Source organism: Pseudomonas sp. NPDC090208 (assembly GCF_044746785.1).
GTDB lineage: Bacteria > Pseudomonadota > Gammaproteobacteria > Pseudomonadales > Pseudomonadaceae > Aquipseudomonas.
In genome coordinates this window covers 266,524-285,954 of sequence record NZ_JBIVCU010000004.1, presented here as the reverse complement: position 1 = coordinate 285,954, position 19,431 = coordinate 266,524, and the positions used below count along the sequence as shown (strand labels likewise).

At 61.1% G+C, this 19,431-nt stretch carries 17 protein-coding genes; 4 read left to right on the top strand and 13 right to left on the bottom strand.

From position 1 onward, the window contains the following. Positions 1-83: 83 nt before the first annotated feature. Genes ACIPL0_RS09545 through ACIPL0_RS09515 form a run of 7 tightly spaced genes read right to left on the bottom strand, consistent with a single transcriptional unit; the run spans position 84 to position 12,190 of the window. Entirely contained in the window at positions 84-1,307 is a 1,224-nt protein-coding gene (locus tag ACIPL0_RS09545; RefSeq protein WP_400600772.1) for an ABC transporter permease, read from the bottom strand. Next, on the bottom strand, positions 1,291-1,983 hold the full coding sequence (locus tag ACIPL0_RS09540; protein ID WP_400600598.1) for an ABC transporter ATP-binding protein: 693 nt from the start codon (positions 1,981-1,983) through the stop codon (positions 1,291-1,293). Before ACIPL0_RS09540 ends, ACIPL0_RS09545 begins: the two co-directional genes overlap by 17 nt. Position 1,984: 1 nt before the next feature. Next, the gene (locus ACIPL0_RS09535) at positions 1,985-3,961 is read right to left on the bottom strand and encodes a vWA domain-containing protein (RefSeq protein ID WP_400600597.1); all 1,977 of its coding nucleotides are present in this window, start codon (positions 3,959-3,961) and stop codon (positions 1,985-1,987) included. After that, entirely contained in the window at positions 3,958-5,001 is a 1,044-nt protein-coding gene (locus ACIPL0_RS09530) for a hypothetical protein (protein WP_400600595.1), read from the bottom strand. The genes ACIPL0_RS09535 and ACIPL0_RS09530 overlap by 4 nt, the downstream gene beginning before the upstream one ends. After that, positions 5,002-7,698: a putative virulence factor gene (locus ACIPL0_RS09525; RefSeq protein WP_400600593.1), complete on the bottom strand. Its 2,697-nt coding sequence runs from the start codon at positions 7,696-7,698 to the stop codon at positions 5,002-5,004. Beyond that, positions 7,695-10,829 (bottom strand): virulence factor SrfB, encoded by a 3,135-nt coding sequence (locus ACIPL0_RS09520; RefSeq protein ID WP_400731522.1) that lies wholly within the window; start codon positions 10,827-10,829, stop codon positions 7,695-7,697. The genes ACIPL0_RS09525 and ACIPL0_RS09520 overlap by 4 nt, the downstream gene beginning before the upstream one ends. Positions 10,830-10,840: 11 nt before the next feature. Next, a complete protein-coding gene (locus ACIPL0_RS09515) occupies positions 10,841-12,190 on the bottom strand; it encodes an SrfA family protein (protein ID WP_400600770.1) in 1,350 nt (449 codons plus the stop codon). A gap of 94 nt (positions 12,191-12,284) precedes the next feature. Between ACIPL0_RS09515 and ACIPL0_RS09510 the strand changes: the two genes are divergently transcribed. The 3 genes from ACIPL0_RS09510 to ACIPL0_RS09500 all read left to right on the top strand — a co-directional run bounded on the left by ACIPL0_RS09510 (position 12,285) and on the right by ACIPL0_RS09500 (position 13,285). After that, positions 12,285-12,587, top strand: coding sequence for a hypothetical protein (locus tag ACIPL0_RS09510; RefSeq protein WP_400600589.1), 303 nt, complete (start codon positions 12,285-12,287; stop codon positions 12,585-12,587). Between the two features lie 67 nt (positions 12,588-12,654). After that, positions 12,655-12,984, top strand: coding sequence for a hypothetical protein (locus ACIPL0_RS09505; protein WP_400600587.1), 330 nt, complete (start codon positions 12,655-12,657; stop codon positions 12,982-12,984). A 76-nt stretch (positions 12,985-13,060) separates the two neighbouring features. Beyond that, positions 13,061-13,285 carry a DUF2934 domain-containing protein gene (locus ACIPL0_RS09500; RefSeq protein WP_400600585.1) on the top strand — a complete coding sequence of 75 codons (225 nt, stop codon included), beginning with the start codon at positions 13,061-13,063 and terminating at the stop codon, positions 13,283-13,285. Between the two features lie 14 nt (positions 13,286-13,299). Here ACIPL0_RS09500 and ACIPL0_RS09495 read toward each other — a convergent pair whose 3' ends face one another. The 4 genes from ACIPL0_RS09495 to ACIPL0_RS09480 form a co-directional block, all read right to left on the bottom strand. After that, positions 13,300-13,728, bottom strand: a complete 429-nt coding sequence (locus tag ACIPL0_RS09495; protein WP_400600583.1) for a MarR family winged helix-turn-helix transcriptional regulator — start codon at positions 13,726-13,728, stop codon at positions 13,300-13,302. Between the two features lie 185 nt (positions 13,729-13,913). Next, positions 13,914-15,092, bottom strand: a complete 1,179-nt coding sequence (locus ACIPL0_RS09490; RefSeq protein ID WP_400600581.1) for an MFS transporter — start codon at positions 15,090-15,092, stop codon at positions 13,914-13,916. 140 nt (positions 15,093-15,232) lie between these two features. Further along, entirely contained in the window at positions 15,233-15,838 is a 606-nt protein-coding gene (locus ACIPL0_RS09485) for a GNAT family N-acetyltransferase (RefSeq protein WP_400600579.1), read from the bottom strand. Between the two features lie 5 nt (positions 15,839-15,843). Beyond that, a complete protein-coding gene (locus ACIPL0_RS09480) occupies positions 15,844-17,001 on the bottom strand; it encodes a murein transglycosylase A (protein ID WP_400600768.1) in 1,158 nt (385 codons plus the stop codon). Positions 17,002-17,191: 190 nt separating this feature from the next. Here ACIPL0_RS09480 and ACIPL0_RS09475 point away from each other — a divergent pair, with 190 nt between their 5' ends. Next, complete coding sequence (locus ACIPL0_RS09475) at positions 17,192-17,941, top strand: hypothetical protein (RefSeq protein ID WP_400600577.1); 750 nt, start codon at positions 17,192-17,194, stop codon at positions 17,939-17,941. 139 nt (positions 17,942-18,080) lie between these two features. On the opposite strand, the gene ACIPL0_RS09470 is transcribed toward ACIPL0_RS09475, so the two are convergent. Further along, positions 18,081-18,527, bottom strand: a complete 447-nt coding sequence (locus ACIPL0_RS09470; RefSeq protein WP_400600575.1) for a CBS domain-containing protein — start codon at positions 18,525-18,527, stop codon at positions 18,081-18,083. A gap of 159 nt (positions 18,528-18,686) precedes the next feature. Further along, entirely contained in the window at positions 18,687-19,271 is a 585-nt protein-coding gene (locus tag ACIPL0_RS09465) for a GNAT family N-acetyltransferase (RefSeq protein WP_400600573.1), read from the bottom strand. Positions 19,272-19,431 lie beyond the last annotated feature (160 nt).

Here is a 19,431-nt window from a genome sequence, read left to right as displayed (position 1 = left end):
TGTAAAGCTTCTCTTCCCAGGCGGCAGCGCTCACCCCCAGGGACAGCAGCGCGAGGGGCACAGCGAGAAGGGGGTGCCAGTGTCTAGAGTTCACGCAGACTCTCCGCGGGTTGGATTTGAAGGGCTCGGGTCACACCAGCCAAGGCGACCACTGCTGCTACCACGAGTGAAAGCAGCAGTGCCACAAGGCCGTGCGCCGGGGTGATCTGGCAGATGAAGCTGCCGGTGATGCGCTGGCCACCCAGTAATTGGTTGAACGCCTCACTGCCGGCGAAGTAGCAAAGGATTCCGCCCAGATAGCCGATCAGGGCCAGCGCCACCGCTTGCAAGATCATGTAGCTCGCCACCGCCGGTGCGGAGAAGCCCATGAGCCTCAAGAGCGCCAGGCTTCGGCGTTTGCGATCTATGTTGGCCAGAAACGCTCCCACCAGCGACGCAACGCAGCCCACCAGCGCAGCACCGGCGATAACGCCGAAGATCACGCCCAGAACGTGGTTGATGGCCTTGACGTTATCGATGTCTGCCAGCCGGCTGCCGGTCTCGATGTGTTGTGCATTGAGCCAGCGTTCCAGCGAGGCAACGCTGTCGATGTCGCGGGCATAGAGACGCGCACGGGCATAGCGCGGGGCGAGGTGATCGGCTGTCTGGCCTGTGATCACGCCAAGCGACTGGATGGCGAAGCCGTCGCGGAAACGCTCCAGCTCGAGCAGCACGTCCGGGTGGACAAAGGCAGCGGGCCTGGAGAAGCTGGCCGCTGGCAAGACAGCGACCAGCGTCAGCCGGGTCTCGCCTTTTTCAACTACGCCATCCAGACGCCGCTGGACGATCAGGCGCAATGTGTCACCCGGCACCAGAGACAAGCGCTCGGCAGCCCCGGCGCTAAGAATGACCTGACCGGGCAGTAGTGCGCTGGCAGGCATGTTCAGCAATGGATCACCGGCCGCAGTGGGCAGGATTTCAGCATTGTCGACAAAGCGCCCGCCCGTGCCGACCAGGTCGGCCTGGGTGTTGAGCGACCGCGTCATCCCGAGGGCAAACCCGGTTTCCGGACGCTGTTGGAGTTCCAGCAGCCATTGTTCGTTGTAGTTACCGCTGCTCAGCAGTTTGATTTCCAGATTGCGTGGGTCGCGCAGCAACTCGTCTTGCAGTTGGCTGACGACGCCGTGTTTGAGCCCGAACAGCAACAGCAAGGGAGCGATCACTGCAACCAATGACGCCGTGATGCACAACGAAACCTTGCGGTCATGCCATAGATCGGCGACGGCGAGGCTCGCAAGCAGCCGAAAGCGACTAACGAGAGGCTTCAAAGTGAGTCTCTCCAGGCCGGCTGACGGCCATGAGTCGCGGAAGGTCGAAGCTGCGCACCAGTTCCCAGTCATGCGAGACGATCAACGCACAGAGGCCGGACTGCTCGACCAGGCTGAGCAATAGTTCAAACAACAGCCTGGCGTTATGTGGATCGAGGGCCGCAGTCGGCTCGTCGGCGAGTATCAGCCCCGGTTGGTGAGCGATGGCGCGCACGCAGGCGGCGCGTTGCCGCTCGCCGATTGACAGTGCTTGGGGCAACTTGTCCAGCAAGGGCTCCAGACGCAGTGCAGAGATCGCGTTGTCGACGAAATCGCTTTGGCTATCCAGCCCCAGCAAACGGCGGGGCAGGTGGATGTTGTCGCGGATATTGAGGAAGGGTAAAAGACCGCCGTTTTGCAGTACGAAGCCCAGCGAGCGCGCCCGCATGTCAGCCAGAGACGGTTGATCATCGGCTTTCAACAGTGCCGCCACGTCTCGGCCCGCCAGGTTGAACTGCTCGACACTTGCCGGCGCCAACAGCAAGCCGATGGCTTCAAGCAGGGTGCTTTTGCCACAGCCGCTTTCTCCGGTTATGGCGACAATCTGTCCCCGCGCCAGCGTCAGCTCAGGCAGCTGGACGCAGTGCGCCTGGGAGCCGTTCCCTCGTTGTACCTTCAGTCCTTTGATCCGGAGCATGTCAGGGCATCATTTCCAGCGGAACCGGGTAGACGTTCTCACGTGCGTCGCTGCCCTCGGCCAGGGAAACCCAACGATCAACATCAGCGTTATAGATCTGGTAATGACGCAGTTTGGTGGACAGGGTACGAATGAATTTCTCTTGAGCCAGACCATCCCAGCTTTTCCAGGTCTCCTCATCCAGGTTCAACACTTCGCTGTGATACGGCAAGTCATCCAGGTACTCACCCAGGACACCCAGCTCGGACAGCTTTGCGGTGTCGTTCTGTTTGAGTTGGTTCGGGTCCGTGCCCATGGTGGCGGCGACCGAACGCAAGCGCTCGAACATGTCGCTGGGGGAGATCATCCCTTCATTGGCCGCATCAAGGATTTTCTTGAGAACATCACTCAGGTCACTGAGTTGGGATTTGGTCAGCAGCACACGGACGTCGGTGGTCGGGACATTTTGCTTGATCGGGTCGCGGTCGGCGATCCATGCCTGAAACACCGGAGGTGCCTGGCTGCCGGTTTTCTCGCCCAGATACGCCAGGCGCATGGCGTGGCCAATCAACGCGGCATCGTCGATCATCTTCTGCTCGGCCGGCGCAGCCTTCGCGTTCATGGCGCTACCGATGGCGTCCTCGCCCATGTATGCCGCTTTCACCTGGCCGGTGATGGCGGTGGCCAGTGAGTCGACCTTGCTGCCGAACGCATTGATATCACCTGCATCCACCGGGTAATAAAGCGAAGTGTTCGTGCCGGTAAAGGTGGAGAGTGCCTGGTACTGCGCTTCTGCCTTGGCGTGGTCTTTGGCGCCAGCGGAAGTTTTCAGGTGAAGGGTGTAGATGGCGACACCTGGATTACTGGCTTCAATCCTGACTTGCTCGGCGTTCAGACCGGTCTTGGACAGCTTGTCATCGGCCTCCAGTGCGCCAGCGTCGGTGATGAGGACTACATAGCGCGCGCCGAATGGCTTCCAGTCGACCTTGTCGATAGCCTGCATGACCCCGGCATAGGAGTCCTCGTCAAAGCTCTTGCTCGACACTTTGGCCTGCTTCAGGTCGGCCACCTTCGCCAGAAAATCCGCGCCGTCTTTTACCGTATTGGGGTCGGCGTACATCTTGGTCACGTACTCCAACCCAGGCACGGCCTGTGTGCTGGAGCGAAACGCAACGAGCCCGAATTTCACCTGACGTCCGAGGTTTTCCTTGGCGATCTGCGCATAGACCTTGCTGATGGCCTCTCGTGTACGTTCGATATACGGGTCCATCGAGATGGTCGAGTCGATCACAAACACCACCGCAGCGCTGAATTCCTTGAGCTGGCTGGCTGCGTCGATACCTGCCTGAGACGGGGTTGCCGCTGCTCCCGCTTGAGTGCTTTGTAGGGCGGCCCCGTCGGCTTTACTGACGGAGGCGACATTGAGGATGCGAGTGCGAAACCCTGCCTCGGTCATGACTTCCTCACCGCTGAGCACGGGCAGCAGATAGAACTGTTTCTGCATGTCGATGAAGTATTCCGGTTCCTGCGCGAGCACGCCCGGTGCAGGTGCATTCTGCTTGAGCTTGGCGCGCAGCGGAGCGATCACGCTGACCGGATCGGGCGCGTCGAGAATGCCCTCGAGGGTGCCGCGCTCTTTAAAAAACATCAGCCGGTCGCGGTTCGCCGGGTTGGTGAATGCGAGGGTCAACTGCATTTTCCAGTCGACGGTACAGGCCGCCGGCAGCCAGCCTGAGGTTTTGCCAAAACTGTCTGGCCCGACTTTGATCCAGTCAGCGTTGCCAGCCTTGGCGTGCTCGTAGACGTAGAACCGGCTGAACGGCGGCTGCTCCGCACCGGGCGGCGCACCTGCGGCAGGGCTCAAATGGCATCCTGGCGTGGTGAGTACACGCTGGAACAAGGTTTTCTTCCCTTCCTGCAGCAGGGGTTTGTCGGCCGCCAGGGCCCATCCCGAACTCAGGCATAGACAGGCTGCAAAGGTCAGTTTGAACAGAGTCACGGCTTGAGCTCCTTCAGGCGTTGCGCCGCTTCAGCGTTGTCGGGTTGATAGCCCAGGATGGTTTCGTACCAGTAGGCCGCTGTTGCATTGTCGGGCGCCGCGAAGCAGTTGCTTGGCTGCAAGTATTTGGGGTCGTACTCGCGCGCGTAGGCTTGGGCCACTTCGATGTTGCCTGCCTGAGCACGATTGGCATAAAGCCGCTGCGCGACGCCGCACTGTTTGTTGGCCTTAGCCATCCCGATGACGTTGAGCAGGGTCGCGCTGTCAGGCGCAAGCTTGATGCAGCCCTGAACAAAGTTCAGTTCGGTTTCGCTGGTCAGTGCCTCGCTGCTGCACGGCGCTGCTGCGACCGGAGCTTGAGGTGCGACGGCTGCCGGAGCAGGAGCAGTTGTCGCCACGACCGGCTGCGGCTCTGCAGGCTTTTTGAGCCAGAACCACAGGCCTGCGGCGATAATGCAAAGCAGCACCAAAAGACCGAGGAAGAGGAGTGTCTTAGCGCTTTTTGCAGGCGTAGCGGTGATGATCGGCGGCTCGGCAACGGGCTCCGGTGATGGCTCTGCCTGCTCGGTCAGCGCTGGCACCGGCTCGATGACAGGCTCTGGCTGGATCACAGGCACCGGTTCCGCTGGTGACGCGAGCGTGACGGAGGTCTGCGCTGCCACAGGCCCGGTGGCACTTCCTGCCGAAGACAGGGCGAGGCCTTCCATCAGCTTCATCGGGTTGTCGTCTTCGCCGCTGCCGTCGGTGCTGCGCAGGCGAAAATTGAATACTGCGGTAGCCGAGTTCAGCAGCAGCGGATCAACGATGTCCGGTCCAACCTGATGGCTGATCGAGTCGCCGCTGCTGTCTTCCTCGAAGTGTTGCGTGAACCAGCAGGGCGCGTTGCCCCACTGGTGGCTCTGTTGCAGATAGTGGTCATCCTGATTGCGCTGAATGGCAAACTCCAGAATGCCGGCGTCATGCTCCCAGCCACGCACTTGAAGAAAGCCATGGCCGGGCACGGGATTGGCCAGTGGAGAGAGTCGGATAGTGATGGACATTTATGATCTCGCTTTGAAGGCCTGGATGACTCGGCCCATGGCCTCGTTCTGCTCGGGTGTAATGTCCTTGCCCTTGCGATGGCCGACATTTTTCTGTGTATGAATGGCAATGCCCGAAATCCAGTCGTTGGCGAAAATCACACTTTGGTCATCCGCTTGCGGCGCCAACTGTGGGAAGCGCCCGGGCATTTCCTTTTCATAGAAGGCAAACAGCGGCTGCTTTGAACCCAGCAGGCCATTGGGGCGCTGCGCGGGCGGCTCGGCGGTATGGCCGAACCAGGCGGCGAAATCATTGAGCAACAGTTGTACGGTCAGCACTTGGCGCTGCACCAGATGCTCTCGGCGCACGCCGCTCTGCGCGCGCTTGAGCAACGCATTGCTCAGTTGCAATGGCACGTCCAGGCGTTCGGCGCAAACCACCAATTCCTTGACCATCAGCGCGATGGCTTCGGCAGGCAGCTCAAGTCGCTCCAACAGGCTGTGACGTCGGCTCAGGTTGCGCAGGTGGCTTGCCCACAGGTTGAATGCAGCGCGAGCAAAGCGGTGCTCGTGGCTCTGATACTGCGGGGGCGCTGTCGCAACGGCGGTCTGCTCAGCCACCGGCGTGATGGCTTCGCCAAAGATGTCGTATTCCGCCTCGGTTTTGACTGCAGACTGTGTTGTTTCAACGGCTTCGGTCGACGGCGCGTCAAAATCACCGTTGAGGTACAGGTCACGCAGCTGCTGTTCGGGTAGCGCCATATAGCCCAGCAGCTCGCCGAGCACGTATTTACCGTGGGGCGTGGTGGCGAAGGGGCGGGCGATCTGGTTGGCGATCACCTTCTTCTTGGCTCGCTCATCTTCGCCGCCAGCCTCGTAGTACTCTTCGAGACGTGGCAGCAATTGCACCATCAGTTCGTCAAGCTGCTCCTCGATGCGGTGCAGTTTGAAATCAATATTGGCGACCGGCGTGAACGCTGAACTGAAACGGTCCATGCCGCCATCGTTCATCTTGAGCATTGCCTGCCAGGCGTTCTGTGGGTCTGCGACGTGGCGCTTGACCAGCTCACTGTTGTTGAAGGCTCGTTCCAGCGCCGACAGGGCTACGAGGGAGGACTCATTCAATCGCACCTCGCCGTGCTTGTCTTCCAGATCAATGAAGTTGGTCTTGAAGCGTGGCTTGCGCACCAGGTAAGTGTTCTTGAACGGTGTGCTGCCCCATTGCTTCATCCATTCTTCGTTGCCGAAGCGCTCAATCATGGTGAGCTTGAGCATATTGTCGCAGGCTTCGGGGAACTGAACGATTTCGCCGTTGAGCGCGCCACTGATGAAACCGTCACACATGGTCAGCGCCCAGATCAGACCACTGGCACGGCCGTCGCGCTGCTGCGCACTGGTACCTTGAGTCTTGTCGATCCAGCTTTTGAGAACCGGGCCGACGCTGACGACTTCGCTCTGCTTGAACGTGCTGGTACACATGACCAACGCGTTCATTTCCTGCTCGTTGGTGTAACGCTCGAACAGGTACGCGACCTTGCCTCGCAGCAGCAGCTTGGCCACTGGATTGTTGGCAGTACCGCTGCTATCGACTTCGCTGGCTTCATTGATGCTCATCAGTTTTTGCCGGCTGCGATAGCCCGGGAAATCCAGCAGGTCGACGCTGTTGACGATCGGGTTGGCCGGCTCATTATCGAGACGGAAAATCAACTCGTTGGTCAGCGCGGCCAGTTCTGCCCGGTTCACTGACACGGTGGAGCTCAAGGCACCGGCGACCGACGGGCGCACTTCAATCGTCGAGTCGCTGCTACCGCCCAGGCGGCTGAGGATATCGACATTGATGATGCTGTTGCTTTGCACCAACTGCCCGTCACGCTCGCTGACCAGGGCGCTGATCGGGGCATAGACCGTTTCGGCCAGACCGAGGCGGTGCAGGGCGGCGGCCAGTTGCTCGTACGTTTCGGTCATTTTGTCGATGCCGCCCCACAGCGGGGCGAACAGCTGAGCACGATCACGTACCGACAAGCGCGGCGCCAGTTTGACCACGCGAGGCCAATAGTGGGCTTGCAGGGGGCGCATGGCGTTGGCGTAATGTTGTTCCAGATAATCCCAGAGCAGCACCACATCGTCACTGCTGACGCCGGCCGCCGGCGCAGCGGCGAGGTTCCCTTCAAAGCGTTGCAGCAGGCTTTCTATCTGAGCATCGGAAATCTGGCTATTGAGGCGCTGATGATCAAAGTCCTCGAACCATGCGTTGGCGAGGATGATCGCGACTTCGACTTCGCGGAACAGGCGCAGCTCCACAGGAAAGCCGGGAGCAGGACTCGGTGCCGCACTGCGTGTGAAACGCGTGACCAGCCCGGTGGCCTCCTTGCCGCCGCCGACCGGGTTCACGTGTTTGATGAAGTCCAGCTGCTGCTCGCCCAGTTGGGTGAGCAACTGGCCTTTGTCGTCTGCGGCCAGGGCGGAAATCAGGTAGCTCTTACCTGCCTGTGAGAGGCCGAAGAAACCGATGCCCATTGGTGTGATCGAGACCCGTCCCAGGCTGCGGGCCAGGTTGCGCGCACGGTACAAATCGCGGTTGAGAACATCCGCCTTGGCGGCCACTTCTTCGACTTTTCCGGCCACATCGGCCACCCAGTCCAAGGCCAGCCCGGCACCTTTATGGACGGATGCCCAAGCCTGGGTGAGTTGATTCTGCTTGGTGGTCAGAGTAGTCATTTCGGACTCACGCTCCCGCTGTCGAGCCAGTAGTTGGAGGCACCGCCTTCGGCACTCAACATGGTGTAGAGCTGTAGTTTCACGTCCTTGCGATCAAAGGACTCATCGGTGTTGCTTTCGATGTTGTCGTCAATCACCAAGGTTTCGGCAATGATCTCGGCGTCGCCGCGGTCGGCTTCGGCATCCTTGATCCGAAAACGCAGCAGCAGGCAGGCCTCCTTGCCGTCCTTGGTGGGCTTGCCGACGAGCTTGCGTGTGCCGCGCTCGGTCAGTTCGATCAGATAGAGCGGCGCCGCCACCCACCGCTCTGCGTTGAGCTGGCGATAGCCCAAGCGGGTTTTGCCGAGCACCCGCAATTGGGGCCCGTCCAGGTGTGGCTCGTGCAGTTGCAGGAACTCATTGCCCCGCGGGTCACTCTTGATCACGTCGCGGTACAACATGTCGTGGTCGATCACCAGATTGTTTTCATCCAGCTTGCCGATATGACGCATGGTCGAATACGGGCTGAGGCGGCCGACGCTGAAGTAGAAGTTCGACACCTTGCGCTGCTCGCTCAACAGGCACAGCATGGCGCCCACTGCCGCGGTGCTTTTGGGGTCGTCAATCTGACCGTTGCGATGGAAGGGGTACCAGCCACCGGTGCGATAACCGTTCATGGGGACGATGCGCCCCGGCGGCAGTGGTACCTTGCGCCGGATGTAGGCTTGCACACCCGGTAGCCGCGACGGACGGCCGGTCAGCAGCAGTGCATCGCAAGGGTATTGAAAGACCACTTCGCACAGGGCATCGAGGATCTTGCCCAGATTGATCTGGCCCTTGATAAACGCTTGGTGAATCGCTGGCAGATCGATCCGCAGCGTAGCTTGACCCAGGTCAAAGCCATCGCGGCCGCCATCGATGCGACGGACGCCCCCGGCAACGTACTCCCTGAGACGTTCCGTGATCGCATCTTCGTCCAGAAGCTCGGCAAACGCGTATTCGTGGACCGGGCTTGGCAACTCGGGATCGTAAGCCTCGTAGTCTTTGAGCAGGCGCAGGCCCAAGGGCACGAACACCTGCAGGTTAAGTTGCTGGCGCAGGATGGCGTCCTGGGCGCTGGTGCTCTCATCGCCGCACAGGCGTGACAGTAGCGAGCGGGGCGACACCACACCGAAATTCAGCAGAGCCTGCTCAAGGCTGGGCAGGACAAAACGCTGAATGATGTCCAGCAGAATGTCGTCTCCGGCCACCTTGAAACTGTCGCGGAAGCGTTGCTCGGGGATGATCGAAACGTTGCTGCCGCTGGCGTGCTCCGCGCCTCGTTCCAGCGAATAATCAGTGATGACAAGGTCAGTGGTACCACCACCGATATCAATGCTGGCCAGCGTGATCTGTTCGCGGTTGGCCTTGTCGGGCCGGGCTAGAGTGTCGAAAAACTCTTGGGGGTGGCCGGCGAAGTTCTCGCGAATCTCGGTGTAGAGGTAAACCAGTTGGCCACAGGTGGCCTCATCCCATTCCACTTTGATACGCGGCAGTGGGACACGAGGTACGGGCACTGGAGAGTTCGCCCCCTTGGCTTTACTCGGGTCGAGGTCGCCTTCATGCCAGCCCATGCATTTCCAGACCAGCGCCATGGCTTGCAGCAGACGGTCATTGAGCAGGCTGCGTTCGACTTGAGGCATGCCGGGCGGAACCGTCAGGGTGACGCTCGATAGCTGCCTTGGCCTTTGGGTATGCCCCATGCGTGTCCGTTGAGCGGGGCTGTTGATTTGCAGCAGCGCTTGCGTCAGCACCTCCGCGAGCATGAGGGTCATCAGGGAGCTGCGCGAATACTGAGGGGAGAATGCGGGCAGGCGGTCGTCCTCATTCTTGAGCTTGTAGAACGCCTGACCCAGCTTGGTGATCTTGTGTGAGAACGGCGCGGCAGTGGCTTTGGGCTCGCTGTCTGTCTGCACGAACGAGTTGTTGAAACGCCAGCCGTGGGTGTAGGCATTCTCGTCCCATAGATAGCGTTTCGGGCTCGATAACCCGGTGGAGCCTTCAGTACCGCGGCGACGTCCGGACAACCGTCCGGCTTCGACGCCAACGCGAGCGATGGTCGGCCACTGGAATGCATCGTGGCGGCCGCTCTGGACCGAAAAGTTCTCTTTGCCGAAAGAGGCCTGGGCGAATTCCACGCGGCTCTCGAATGGCTGGCTGTAGACGCGTTCCGGGCGTACCAGGTCGCGGATCTGGAGGATGTAGTTGTGCTTCATCCCATCACCGGACTGACCGTGGTTTTCGATCAGGATGCCGCAGGTACGCGAGTTGCCGACATCCAGTACCAGATCCACCGGGATCGGCGGGTCCAGCGACTCGACACCATTGGCCGTCAGCTTGACTTCCGGGATCACGATGCGCGCAGGTTCGCTGCTGCGTTGTTCGGGCACCGGCTTGGCCATCAGGCTCAGCAGGTTCAGGTAATGACCCAGGTGTCGCTGCTCTTCCAGCTCTTCATCGATGTCTTCGCTGGGGCGGTGTTTGTTGCCCTCGCGATAGATTTCCGCCAGCCAGTCCTGCACCCATTTCTGATCCAGAAACCATCGGCTCTGGCGTGCGTGGCAGGCCAGACGAAACGCTGAACCGGCGTTGATATCGTCGCGGGTCGGCGCCAGGTACTGCATGCCTGATGCCGACGCCATCGACCGGGTGTCGAACGCCAGTGTCAGGCGATGGGTGTTGCCATCCACATCCGGCTGTTCAAGCTCCACCAGACGCACGCGGGCCCAGTTGGTAGGGCCCTCGTCGTAGCGCTCTGGCGGCAGAAAGCGAAAGAACGGAGCGGGTAGCCAAAGCCCGTCAAGCAGCTTGAAGCTTGCCTGCATGCTCAGGGTCAGGTCTTCGTCATCCACCTCGGTGACCAGCCGCTCCTGGGTTTGCGAGTGGGCCAGGCGATCGCCCGATTGGTTGGCGGTTGCCACGGGCCCCAAGTGGAAGTACTGCTTGGTTTCCCGATTCTGCAACAGGCGCGCAATCAGCGTATTACCCATTTTGGCAAAGCGGCCGGCAGGTTCGTTTCGCAGATCGAGTCTGACGGCAAAGTCCATGAACTGGATTCCGCTGTCGTTGATCAGGTGGACGGTATCTTCAAACTTGGTAAGTTCGGGCAGCATGGAGACAGCCTTTATTCGCGCCGCATGGACATTGGGAATTGGGTGTTACCGTAGTTGCCTTGGCAATCGGCGATGCTTTGAGCGCCCGGTTTACATGCCACTTTCGGCATGTCGTAGCGACTGCCGTCGGTGCACGTCGCCTGGTCCTGGCTATTCAGGCCCAGGCTGCCCGCGTTCATCGCCGCGCTGACGGCGCCGGAGCAGGTGACACCGTCCGGACGACGGATCGTGACGTTGCCTTGCCCCTTCTCGAACGCATACTCAAGTCGCAAAGGCCGAGAGGTCTTTGCATCCATGATCCCTGCCCCCGCACGATAATTGCCGTTCAGAAAATCGGCAGGGCCCTCGGCGGCATCCGAGGGAATGCTCAGCGGTGTACCCGGCGCAACGGACGGTGCAGGCGCGGCCTCAGTTGTGGGTTGGGAGGCGGGCTTTGGTGGGGCTGTGGCAGGCTGGATGGGCTCTGGTGTCGCAGCTGCCGCGGGGTCAGCCACAAGGGGGGGCGCAGAAACCTCATTGCTGGCATTCGTTCCTGACCCTGACGGCACCACCGCGCTTGCAGGATTGCTGCCTGCAGCTGTTACAACAGACCCTGTGCTGCCGGTATCGGCGTTGATGTGGGGCACGGAAACACTGCCGACCGGTAGCGTGGCAGTGGGCATGCACCCTCGCAGAAGACCGAACAACAGCAGCGCCAACAACAGCAGAAGCAATGGCCAAAGCCACCAGAACCGGCGCCAGAAAGATCGCGTGACCTGAGTGAGCGGCTGAGCCGGCTGCACGGCTGGCGCAGGTTCTGAAAGTACGGTCGGTGCAGGTTGAGGAGTAATGGGTCGGGGATTCAAGAAGTAAAGCGGGTCGCGATGCCGGTCGCCCTCGTGTTGAACGAACCCCCAAAAAGTCAGCACTGGCTGGGTGTAACGTTCAGACTGTCCAGCGGCGTTAACACGGGCGGCGTCGACCAGATAGATATAGCTGTCGGCGGGTGCATGTGGCACCAGGCCCAAAAGCTTTCCAAAAATGACCTGGTCGCTTTGGCCGCCTTTATTGCCGGCTTGCACCAGAGCCGAACTCATGTCCGCTATCGCGTTTTTGAATTGGTTCAGCTGAGCCCTGGCATCGTTGCGTTCGTCCTCTGTTGCCGAACTCCAAGGCACAACATCACCTTGGACCGGGCTATACCAGTCAATTACGCTGCCTTGTTCATTACTCTTGGGGACGGCAAGAAAGCTGGCCATTGGCGGGGCTTTACGGGCCAGCGCGGCAATAAGTTGCAGAGCAGCCTTGTGGACGGGTTGCCCCGTTTCGCCCACGGCGATGAACTCGTCACTTTTGCCCGTACGAAGCAGCGCACCGTGCATGCTGAACATTCCCTGTAAATTCAATCCGTTGGCTCATTCAGAGCCGTAAGCAGGCGCTCACCATAATGGCAGAGTGCCTTTGGCGTCAATTTTTATGCACGTGATTTTGCTCGGATATGTTCTTTTCATTGGCTCTAGTGTGGGCCTCTCCGCCGCTTTTGACCCAGGCAGCGCTCTTATGACCAGTCGAGATTCAGCGAGTGATGAGGCGGGGACGATCACGGCATTGATACTGCTTGCGCCTGATCTGGATATCGCCGTGTCGATACTGCTGATAGCCGGTGTAGGGAATCACGACAGTGTTGGCTATGGCGGGGAGGGGCGGAATCACTCCATCCCGACCCTTCTTTATGTCTCCTTTTCGCAACTTTGCCATCCTTATGCCATCAATTGCTGAATTCGATGGAACGATTTCCTGCGCCCTCCGGTCAACCCATTTCAATCACTTTGACCCGGTAGGTCCCATGGCCAGTAGCATCAGTGAAATCCTCGATGAGGATCTTTATCGCAAGACGCGGGAGCAATTGAACACGTTTCTGGACGAAACCAATGCGTTGCTGGCCGCAGGTGATGCGTTGCATGAGGATCGTACGGAACTCGCCCGACAGCGCCTTGCCGAATTTCTACAAGGCAAGGTTCAGGTAGAGGCCAACCACGAAACGGCGCAGCCGCTGGTGGAGCGGGTGCTTGCGGAGACCAAAGGCTATGTCAAGGCACATCCATGGGCGGCGGTGGGGGCTGCGGCGGCGGTCGGGGTGGTCGTCAGTCTGTTGCTCAAGCGCGGTAGAGGCTGAAAGGGTAGGCTCGAAACAGTCCGGGCGTCTGGTGGGCGCCTGGCTGAGTGCTGTCGAGCGCAAGCGGGGGATGCACATGAACGTCGACGAAGAGACGGTGCGGCAACTGGCGCAGCTGATCTGGGAAACGGAAGGGCGGCCGCAGGGGCAGGAAGCCAGGCACTGGGACATGGCGACCCGTCTGGCGGAGTCGGCCGCGATGACGCCGACGCGGACATCCCACGGGCATCGGGTCGACACGCTGTTTCCGGTGCCGACGCAGCCTGATGACGCCAACAGGGACAAGCCGTCATCGACGTGACGGCGGTTGGCGATTCAGGCTTCGTTCGAGTGCAGTTGTTCGAGCAGTGACTGGGCAAAGGCTTCCGAGGCGATGAAGTCAAGCGCCTGGCGCAGTTTCACGGTTTCTTCGGCGCCAAAAGTGTCGTCGAAGACGCGGGAGACGCGCTCGGAGATGCGCCGTGCTTCCAGGTACTTCTGTTGCCCGGCAGGGGTCAGCAGAACGCGCCGGCTGCGGCGGTCGGTTTCGTCGGTCTGCAGTTCGACCAGTCCGTCGCGTACCAGTGGCTTGAGGGTATGGCCGAGGGCCGAGAGGTCCATGACCAGCGCCTGGGCCAGGTCACGCATTTTCGGCTCGGCGCTGCGGGCTATCTGCGACAGCAGCGAGTACTGAGTGGCTTTCAGGCCGCAAGGCGTGAAGGCGTCGTCGTAGATCTGGCCCAGACGGCGAGAGGCGCGACGCACAGAGCCATTGGCACAACTGCTGGCCGCGACGGTGTCTGAGCAGGATGTCGCACGTTTCAAAAGCGGGTTACTCGCAATGTTCATAGACAAGCCGTGATTATGCCTGTGTCGACACCGCGGACAAGCCTTTTTCAGGCATCCGGTCGGTGACACGCTGACGCAGGGTCACCGACCGGCCTGCAACATCACGCCCGATTGGAAGCTTCGGCGGCGAACGTGCTGTCGTTGCGGCGGGCGTCGGTGATCGCCCAGTACCACATGCCAAGGCCGCCGACGGTCAGTGCCGCTGCCGCATAGCCGGTGGCCGGCAGGCCGAAGCCGGCAGCGATGACCATGCCGCCGACCCACGGGCCGATGGCGTTGGCGAGGTTGAAGGCGCTTTGCACCAGCGCTCCGGCCAGTGACTGGGCGTGGGGTGCGACGTCCATCAGGCGGGTCTGCAGAATGGCCGCCAGGCCGACGCCGCAGCCGATGAAGAACACCAATGGCACCAGCAGCCAGAGGTTCTCGGTGGCCGATGGATACAGTGCCAGCACCAGCGCCGTGAAACCCAGCGAGATACCGGCGGCGCGCATGGTGGCGCGGTCCGCCGCCCAGCCGCAGATCAGATTGCCCACCGTGGTGCCCAGGCCGAACACCGCCATTACCAGCGGAATGGTGATGCCCGTGGCGTGGGTGACTTCGATCAACGTAGCCGCCAGATAGGTGTAGACGCAAAACACGCCGCCAAAGCCGATCCCGGCGATGCCCAGTGTCAGCCAGACCTGCCGTGAGCGCAGTGCGCCCAGCTCACGCAACGGGCTGGCGTCGGCATGGGCTTGTACAGCGGGCGCCAACGTGCGAATGAGCAGGGCGGTCAGGGCTGCCAGCACGGCAACGATGGCCATGCCCCAGCGCCAGCCGACGGTCTGGCCGATCCAGGTGGCGAACGGCACGCCGATGATGGTGGCGATGGTCAGGCCGAGAAACACCCTCGACACCGCCTGCGCACGCTGGTTTTTCGGCACCAGCGAGGCGGCCAGCAACATGGCGACGCCGAAGTAGGCACCGTGGGGGAAACCGCTGAGAAAGCGGAAAAACACCAGCCACGGCAGTGAGGGTGCGATGGCGCTCAAGGCGTTGGCAATGCCGATGAAGGCGGCCAGCGACACCAGCAGAGCCCGCCGTGGCCATCTGACGCAGAGCACCATGATCACCGGCGAACCGACCACCACACCCAGTGCGTAGGCGCTGATGGCATGGCCGGCCAGTGGCTGGGTGCTGTTGAAATCGCTGGCGATGAAGGGCAGCAGGGTCATGGAGGCGAACTCGGTCGTACCGATGGCGAACGCGCCCATGGCCAGGGCAAAGAGCAGCCAGCCCATGTGGAAGTCGTGTGGGGTGTCGGAATGAGTCATCGAGAACAGGCGCTAGGGCGAAGTGAGGAAACATCCTGTTATACCTGAAACCGGTTTCAGATCAACCCAAAACCGGCATTCGCCCCGGATAAAGTCCAGTAGATGGCTCAAGCGTTGCGGGACAGCTTCTCCAGCAGCATGGCTTTTACCTGTGGCCATTCGTCATCGATGATGCTGAAGCGCACCGAGTTGCGCTTGCGACCGTCAGGCATGATCCGCTCATGGCGAACGATGCCTTCCTGTGTCGCGCCGATACGCAGGATGGCGGCGCGGGACTTCTCGTTGAGCTCGTCGGTGGTGAACTGCACGCGCACGCATTGCAGCTCTTCGAAGGCGTATTGCAACATCAGGTACTTCATTTCGATGTTCAGGCCCGAACGCTGCACAGACTGGCTCAGCCAGGTGTGGCCGATCTCCAGCTTGCGGTTCTTGCGGTCGACCTTCCAGAAGCGCGTGCTGCCGACCACTTGCCCGCTGTCGCGGCGCACGATGGTAAACGGCATCACCGTACCTGACTCGCGCCCGGCCAGCGCCGTGGCGATGTACTGATCGACAGTGGTCGGGCCGGGGATCACCGTGACTTTCATGTTCCACAATTCGCCATCCGCTGCGGCCTGCAGCAGCGCCGGTCCGTGGTCGCCCTGCAATGGCAACAGTTCAACGGTATCGCCGCTCAACACCACCTGTTCGGCGGCCGTCACCTCATGACTCATCTTCTTCATCCCTTGGGTTTGGCGTCAGGGAGCGCGGCGCCCTTGGGCCACAGCATCCAGATCTGTCCTTGTTGCTTCATGTTGCCGGCCAGCTCGCCAGCCGCGTCGCCGGTGCCCCAGAACATGTCTGCACGCACTTCGCCGGCGATGGCGCCGCCGGTGTCTTGAGCTGCCACCGGGCGTACCAGCGGGCTGCCGTCGGGACGGGTCGAGGACAGCCAGAGCAGGCTGCCCAGCGGAATCACTTTGCGGTCGATGGCCACGCTGTAGCCGGCGGTCAGCGGCACGTTGAGCGAGCCGCGCGGGCCTTCGTTGCTGTCCGGGCGCAGGGTGAAGAACACGTAGCTGGGGTTGCTGCCGAGCAGTTCGTGGACGCGGTCCGGGTGGGCGATGGCCCAGTCGCGGATGCGGCCCATGGACACTTCGTCCTTGGTCAGCTGGCCTTGTTCCACCAGCCAACGGCCGACCGGCTTGTACGGATGGCCGTTCTGATCGGCATAGGCGATGCGCAATTGACGACCGTTTTCCAGCTGTACGCGGCCCGAACCCTGAATCTGCAGGAATTGCAGATCGATCGGGTTTTCCAGCCAGGCGAGGGCCGGGGCGTTGACACCTTTTTCGCCGATGGTGGCGGCGTCGTCATAAGGGCGCAGTACGCGGCCATCGAGGCGGCCACGCAGGCGTTTGCCTTTCAGTTCCGGGTAGATGCTGTCCAGATTGACGATGATCAAGTCATCCGGCACCCCGTACACCGCCACCGGATGCTGATCGTTGCGCTGTTCGCTGCCTTTATAGATGGGCTCGTAATAGCCGGTGATCAGGCCGTTGGCGCCATGCTCGGATGAGCGCAGGCTGTAGACCTGCAACTGGTTCTTGAGGAAATCGCGAACCGCCGCAGGGTCCTGTGGCACCTGTGCCGCCAGCGCGCAGGTACTGCCCCAGACCGGATCCTTCGCCAGGCGCTTGCAAGCCGAAAACCAGCTGTTGTAGCCGGCCATCAGGTCGACGTCGTTGACCGCTGGCAGCTTGTCCCACTCGACGCTGACGTAAGTGGTGGCTTCCGATGGCTTGGTTTTGGGCGCGCCACCGTCACAGGCGGCAAGCAGGGCGATCAGCGGAGCGAGGCAGAACAGAAAGCGGCGCCAGTGCAGGCTTGGGGTCATCACGCGGGGTGTTTCCTGAAAAGCAGAGTGAAGGTGGCTAGCTTGGGGAAAGGCACGGGCGACGTCAAATCGGCGAGAGGGCCGGATCGCAATGTCGCGGCGGTGATCGCACTTTTTTGCCATTTGCCGCTCTATGCATTGCCGGACGCCACGATTCACGCGGTGTCCCGATTGTCGAAGCTTGTGATAGATGGTGCCAACCGATTCCTTTTGCCGTGCGCGTCCGCGTCCACGCGCTCTGCTTGCCGTGTGCCTGCTGACGCTCTGCGTCGCCGGCTGTACGCGTCAGGACGGGCGCGATGCCGCCACCCAGTTCAGCGAAGCCAACCCGCGAGAGTTTTTCCAGACCAGCGTTGATCGCATGGCCACCCTGGCGATGCGCGACAACCTGGACAGCCTGTACCTGCTGATGAACAAGCTGTACCTGCGCAACCCCGCCGAATGGCGCAAGTCCGGGTTCGTCGATGCGGCCTCGGCCGAGCGCAACGTGCGCGAGGCGATCGAGCAGCGCAAGCCGCTGGCGCAGTTGGGCAATCGCCGGGATCTGGCGGCCTTGAGTTATGCCTTGAGCCCGGCGTTTCTCGGCGACCGCGTCGGTGCCTTCATTTACGCCATCGGCAGCATGCTGGTCACCGCCCATGGCGGACGGCTGGAGTTTTACATGACCGACCAGATCAACCCTCGGTTTGTCAGCAACGCTGCGCGCAACATCGAAAAGGCCACCTGGCTGTTGAGTCAGCGGCAGAATGCCAATGGTGAGCTGATGCTGTTTTCCAACGAGATTTCCGAGGAGGGCAGCAACCTGAGCTTTGCCACCGAGTTCGGCAAGATCGTCGCGCGCCTGGATCTGCTGACGCAGATGCTCGATGAGCGCTATAGACGGATCGGTCTGAATTATGCGCAGAGCCTGCTGTTTCTGAATTTCCTGCCGGTGCAGTGATGCGACCAGGGGCGGCACCTGTGGGAGCGAATTCATTCGCGATGGGCAGCCCGGTCGACACAGGAGTGTGCCTTTGAAATCCCATCGCGAATAAATTCGCTCCCACCGTCTTATTCGCTGTGGGCCTTGTGTTTAGGGCTCAATAACTCTCCCCGCGAATGTATTCCTGCATCTTGTCGATCAGCCGTTTCTGTTCGGCAATCGCCGCCTTGACCAGGTCGCCGATCGACAGCAGGCCCACCAGCCGGCCTTCCTCGACCACCGGCAGATGGCGCAGGCGATGGTCGGTCATGATGTTCATGCAATGGTCGACGGTCTGGTGCGGGTCCACGGTCCTGACTTCGTGGGTCATGATTTCGCTGATCGGCGTGCCCACCGAGGCGCGTCCGGCCAGTTCCATCTTGCGGGCGTAATCGCGTTCGCTGACGATGCCGACGACGCGGCCCGCGCGGACCACCGGCACGGCGCCGATGTTTTTCTCGGCCATCAGCTTGATCGCGTCGATGACCATCTGCTCCGGTCCGACGGTATGCACTTCACCCTGGTGCCTGTCTTTGAGTTTCAGTAATTCGGCTACGGTCGTCATGCTGGGCCTCTGCGGCGCGTTTTTGTCTGAGAGCGGCCGCTGTCTGCAAGCCGTGCTTACAGAATCGTAGAGAGAAGGCTATCCGGCAAGTTTGAAAGCGCCGTACAGATGGTAAAAAGCGTCATCCCGTGCGGCGCCTCACGCTTCGTTGCGTCCGGCTCAGTCCGGACGCTTGCGCCGTGGCCGCGACACCACCGATTCGATGTTCTTGCGGCCGATCAGCAACGGGCTCTTGGCTTTGCGCGACGCCGGCATGTCGGCCAGCCATTTGTACATCACCAGGCAATCGACCAGTCCATGGCGGGCATGGCGATAGGCGCGGGGCAGGCGGCCGACCGTGTCGAAACCGAGCTTCTGCCACAGGGACACGGCGACGTCGTTGGTCGACACCACCGAATTGAACTGCATGGCGGAAAAACCGCTGTCCAGCGCCAGCTGCTGCGAGTGCTCGCACATCAGGCGAGCCACGCCACGGCCACGGGCGGCGGGGGTGACCATGTAGCCGCAGTTGCTGACATGGCTGCCGGGGCCGGCGGCATTGGCCTTGAGGTAATAGCTGCCGAGCAACACACCGTCTTCTTCGGCGATCAGCGTGTGCAGCGGCAACTCCAGCCACAGGTGCAGAGCCTGCTCGAAAGTCAGGTCGGGGGCATAGGCGTAGGTTTCCTGCGCTTGCACCACGGCCTGGAAAGTGGGCCAGAACGCCTCGAAATCGGCGGCGGTCATGGGGCGGATCTGAATCATGGGGGTTCCTGAACGGAAATATTGGGGACTTACAGGTGTTGCAGAGGCTCCGCTGGTCTATGTGGGAGGGAGCTCTGTTCGCGAAAGCGGTGGGTCAGTCAACGCGCAGGTGTCAGACCAGACGCATTCGCGAGCAGAGCTCCCTCCCACAGGTCACGTG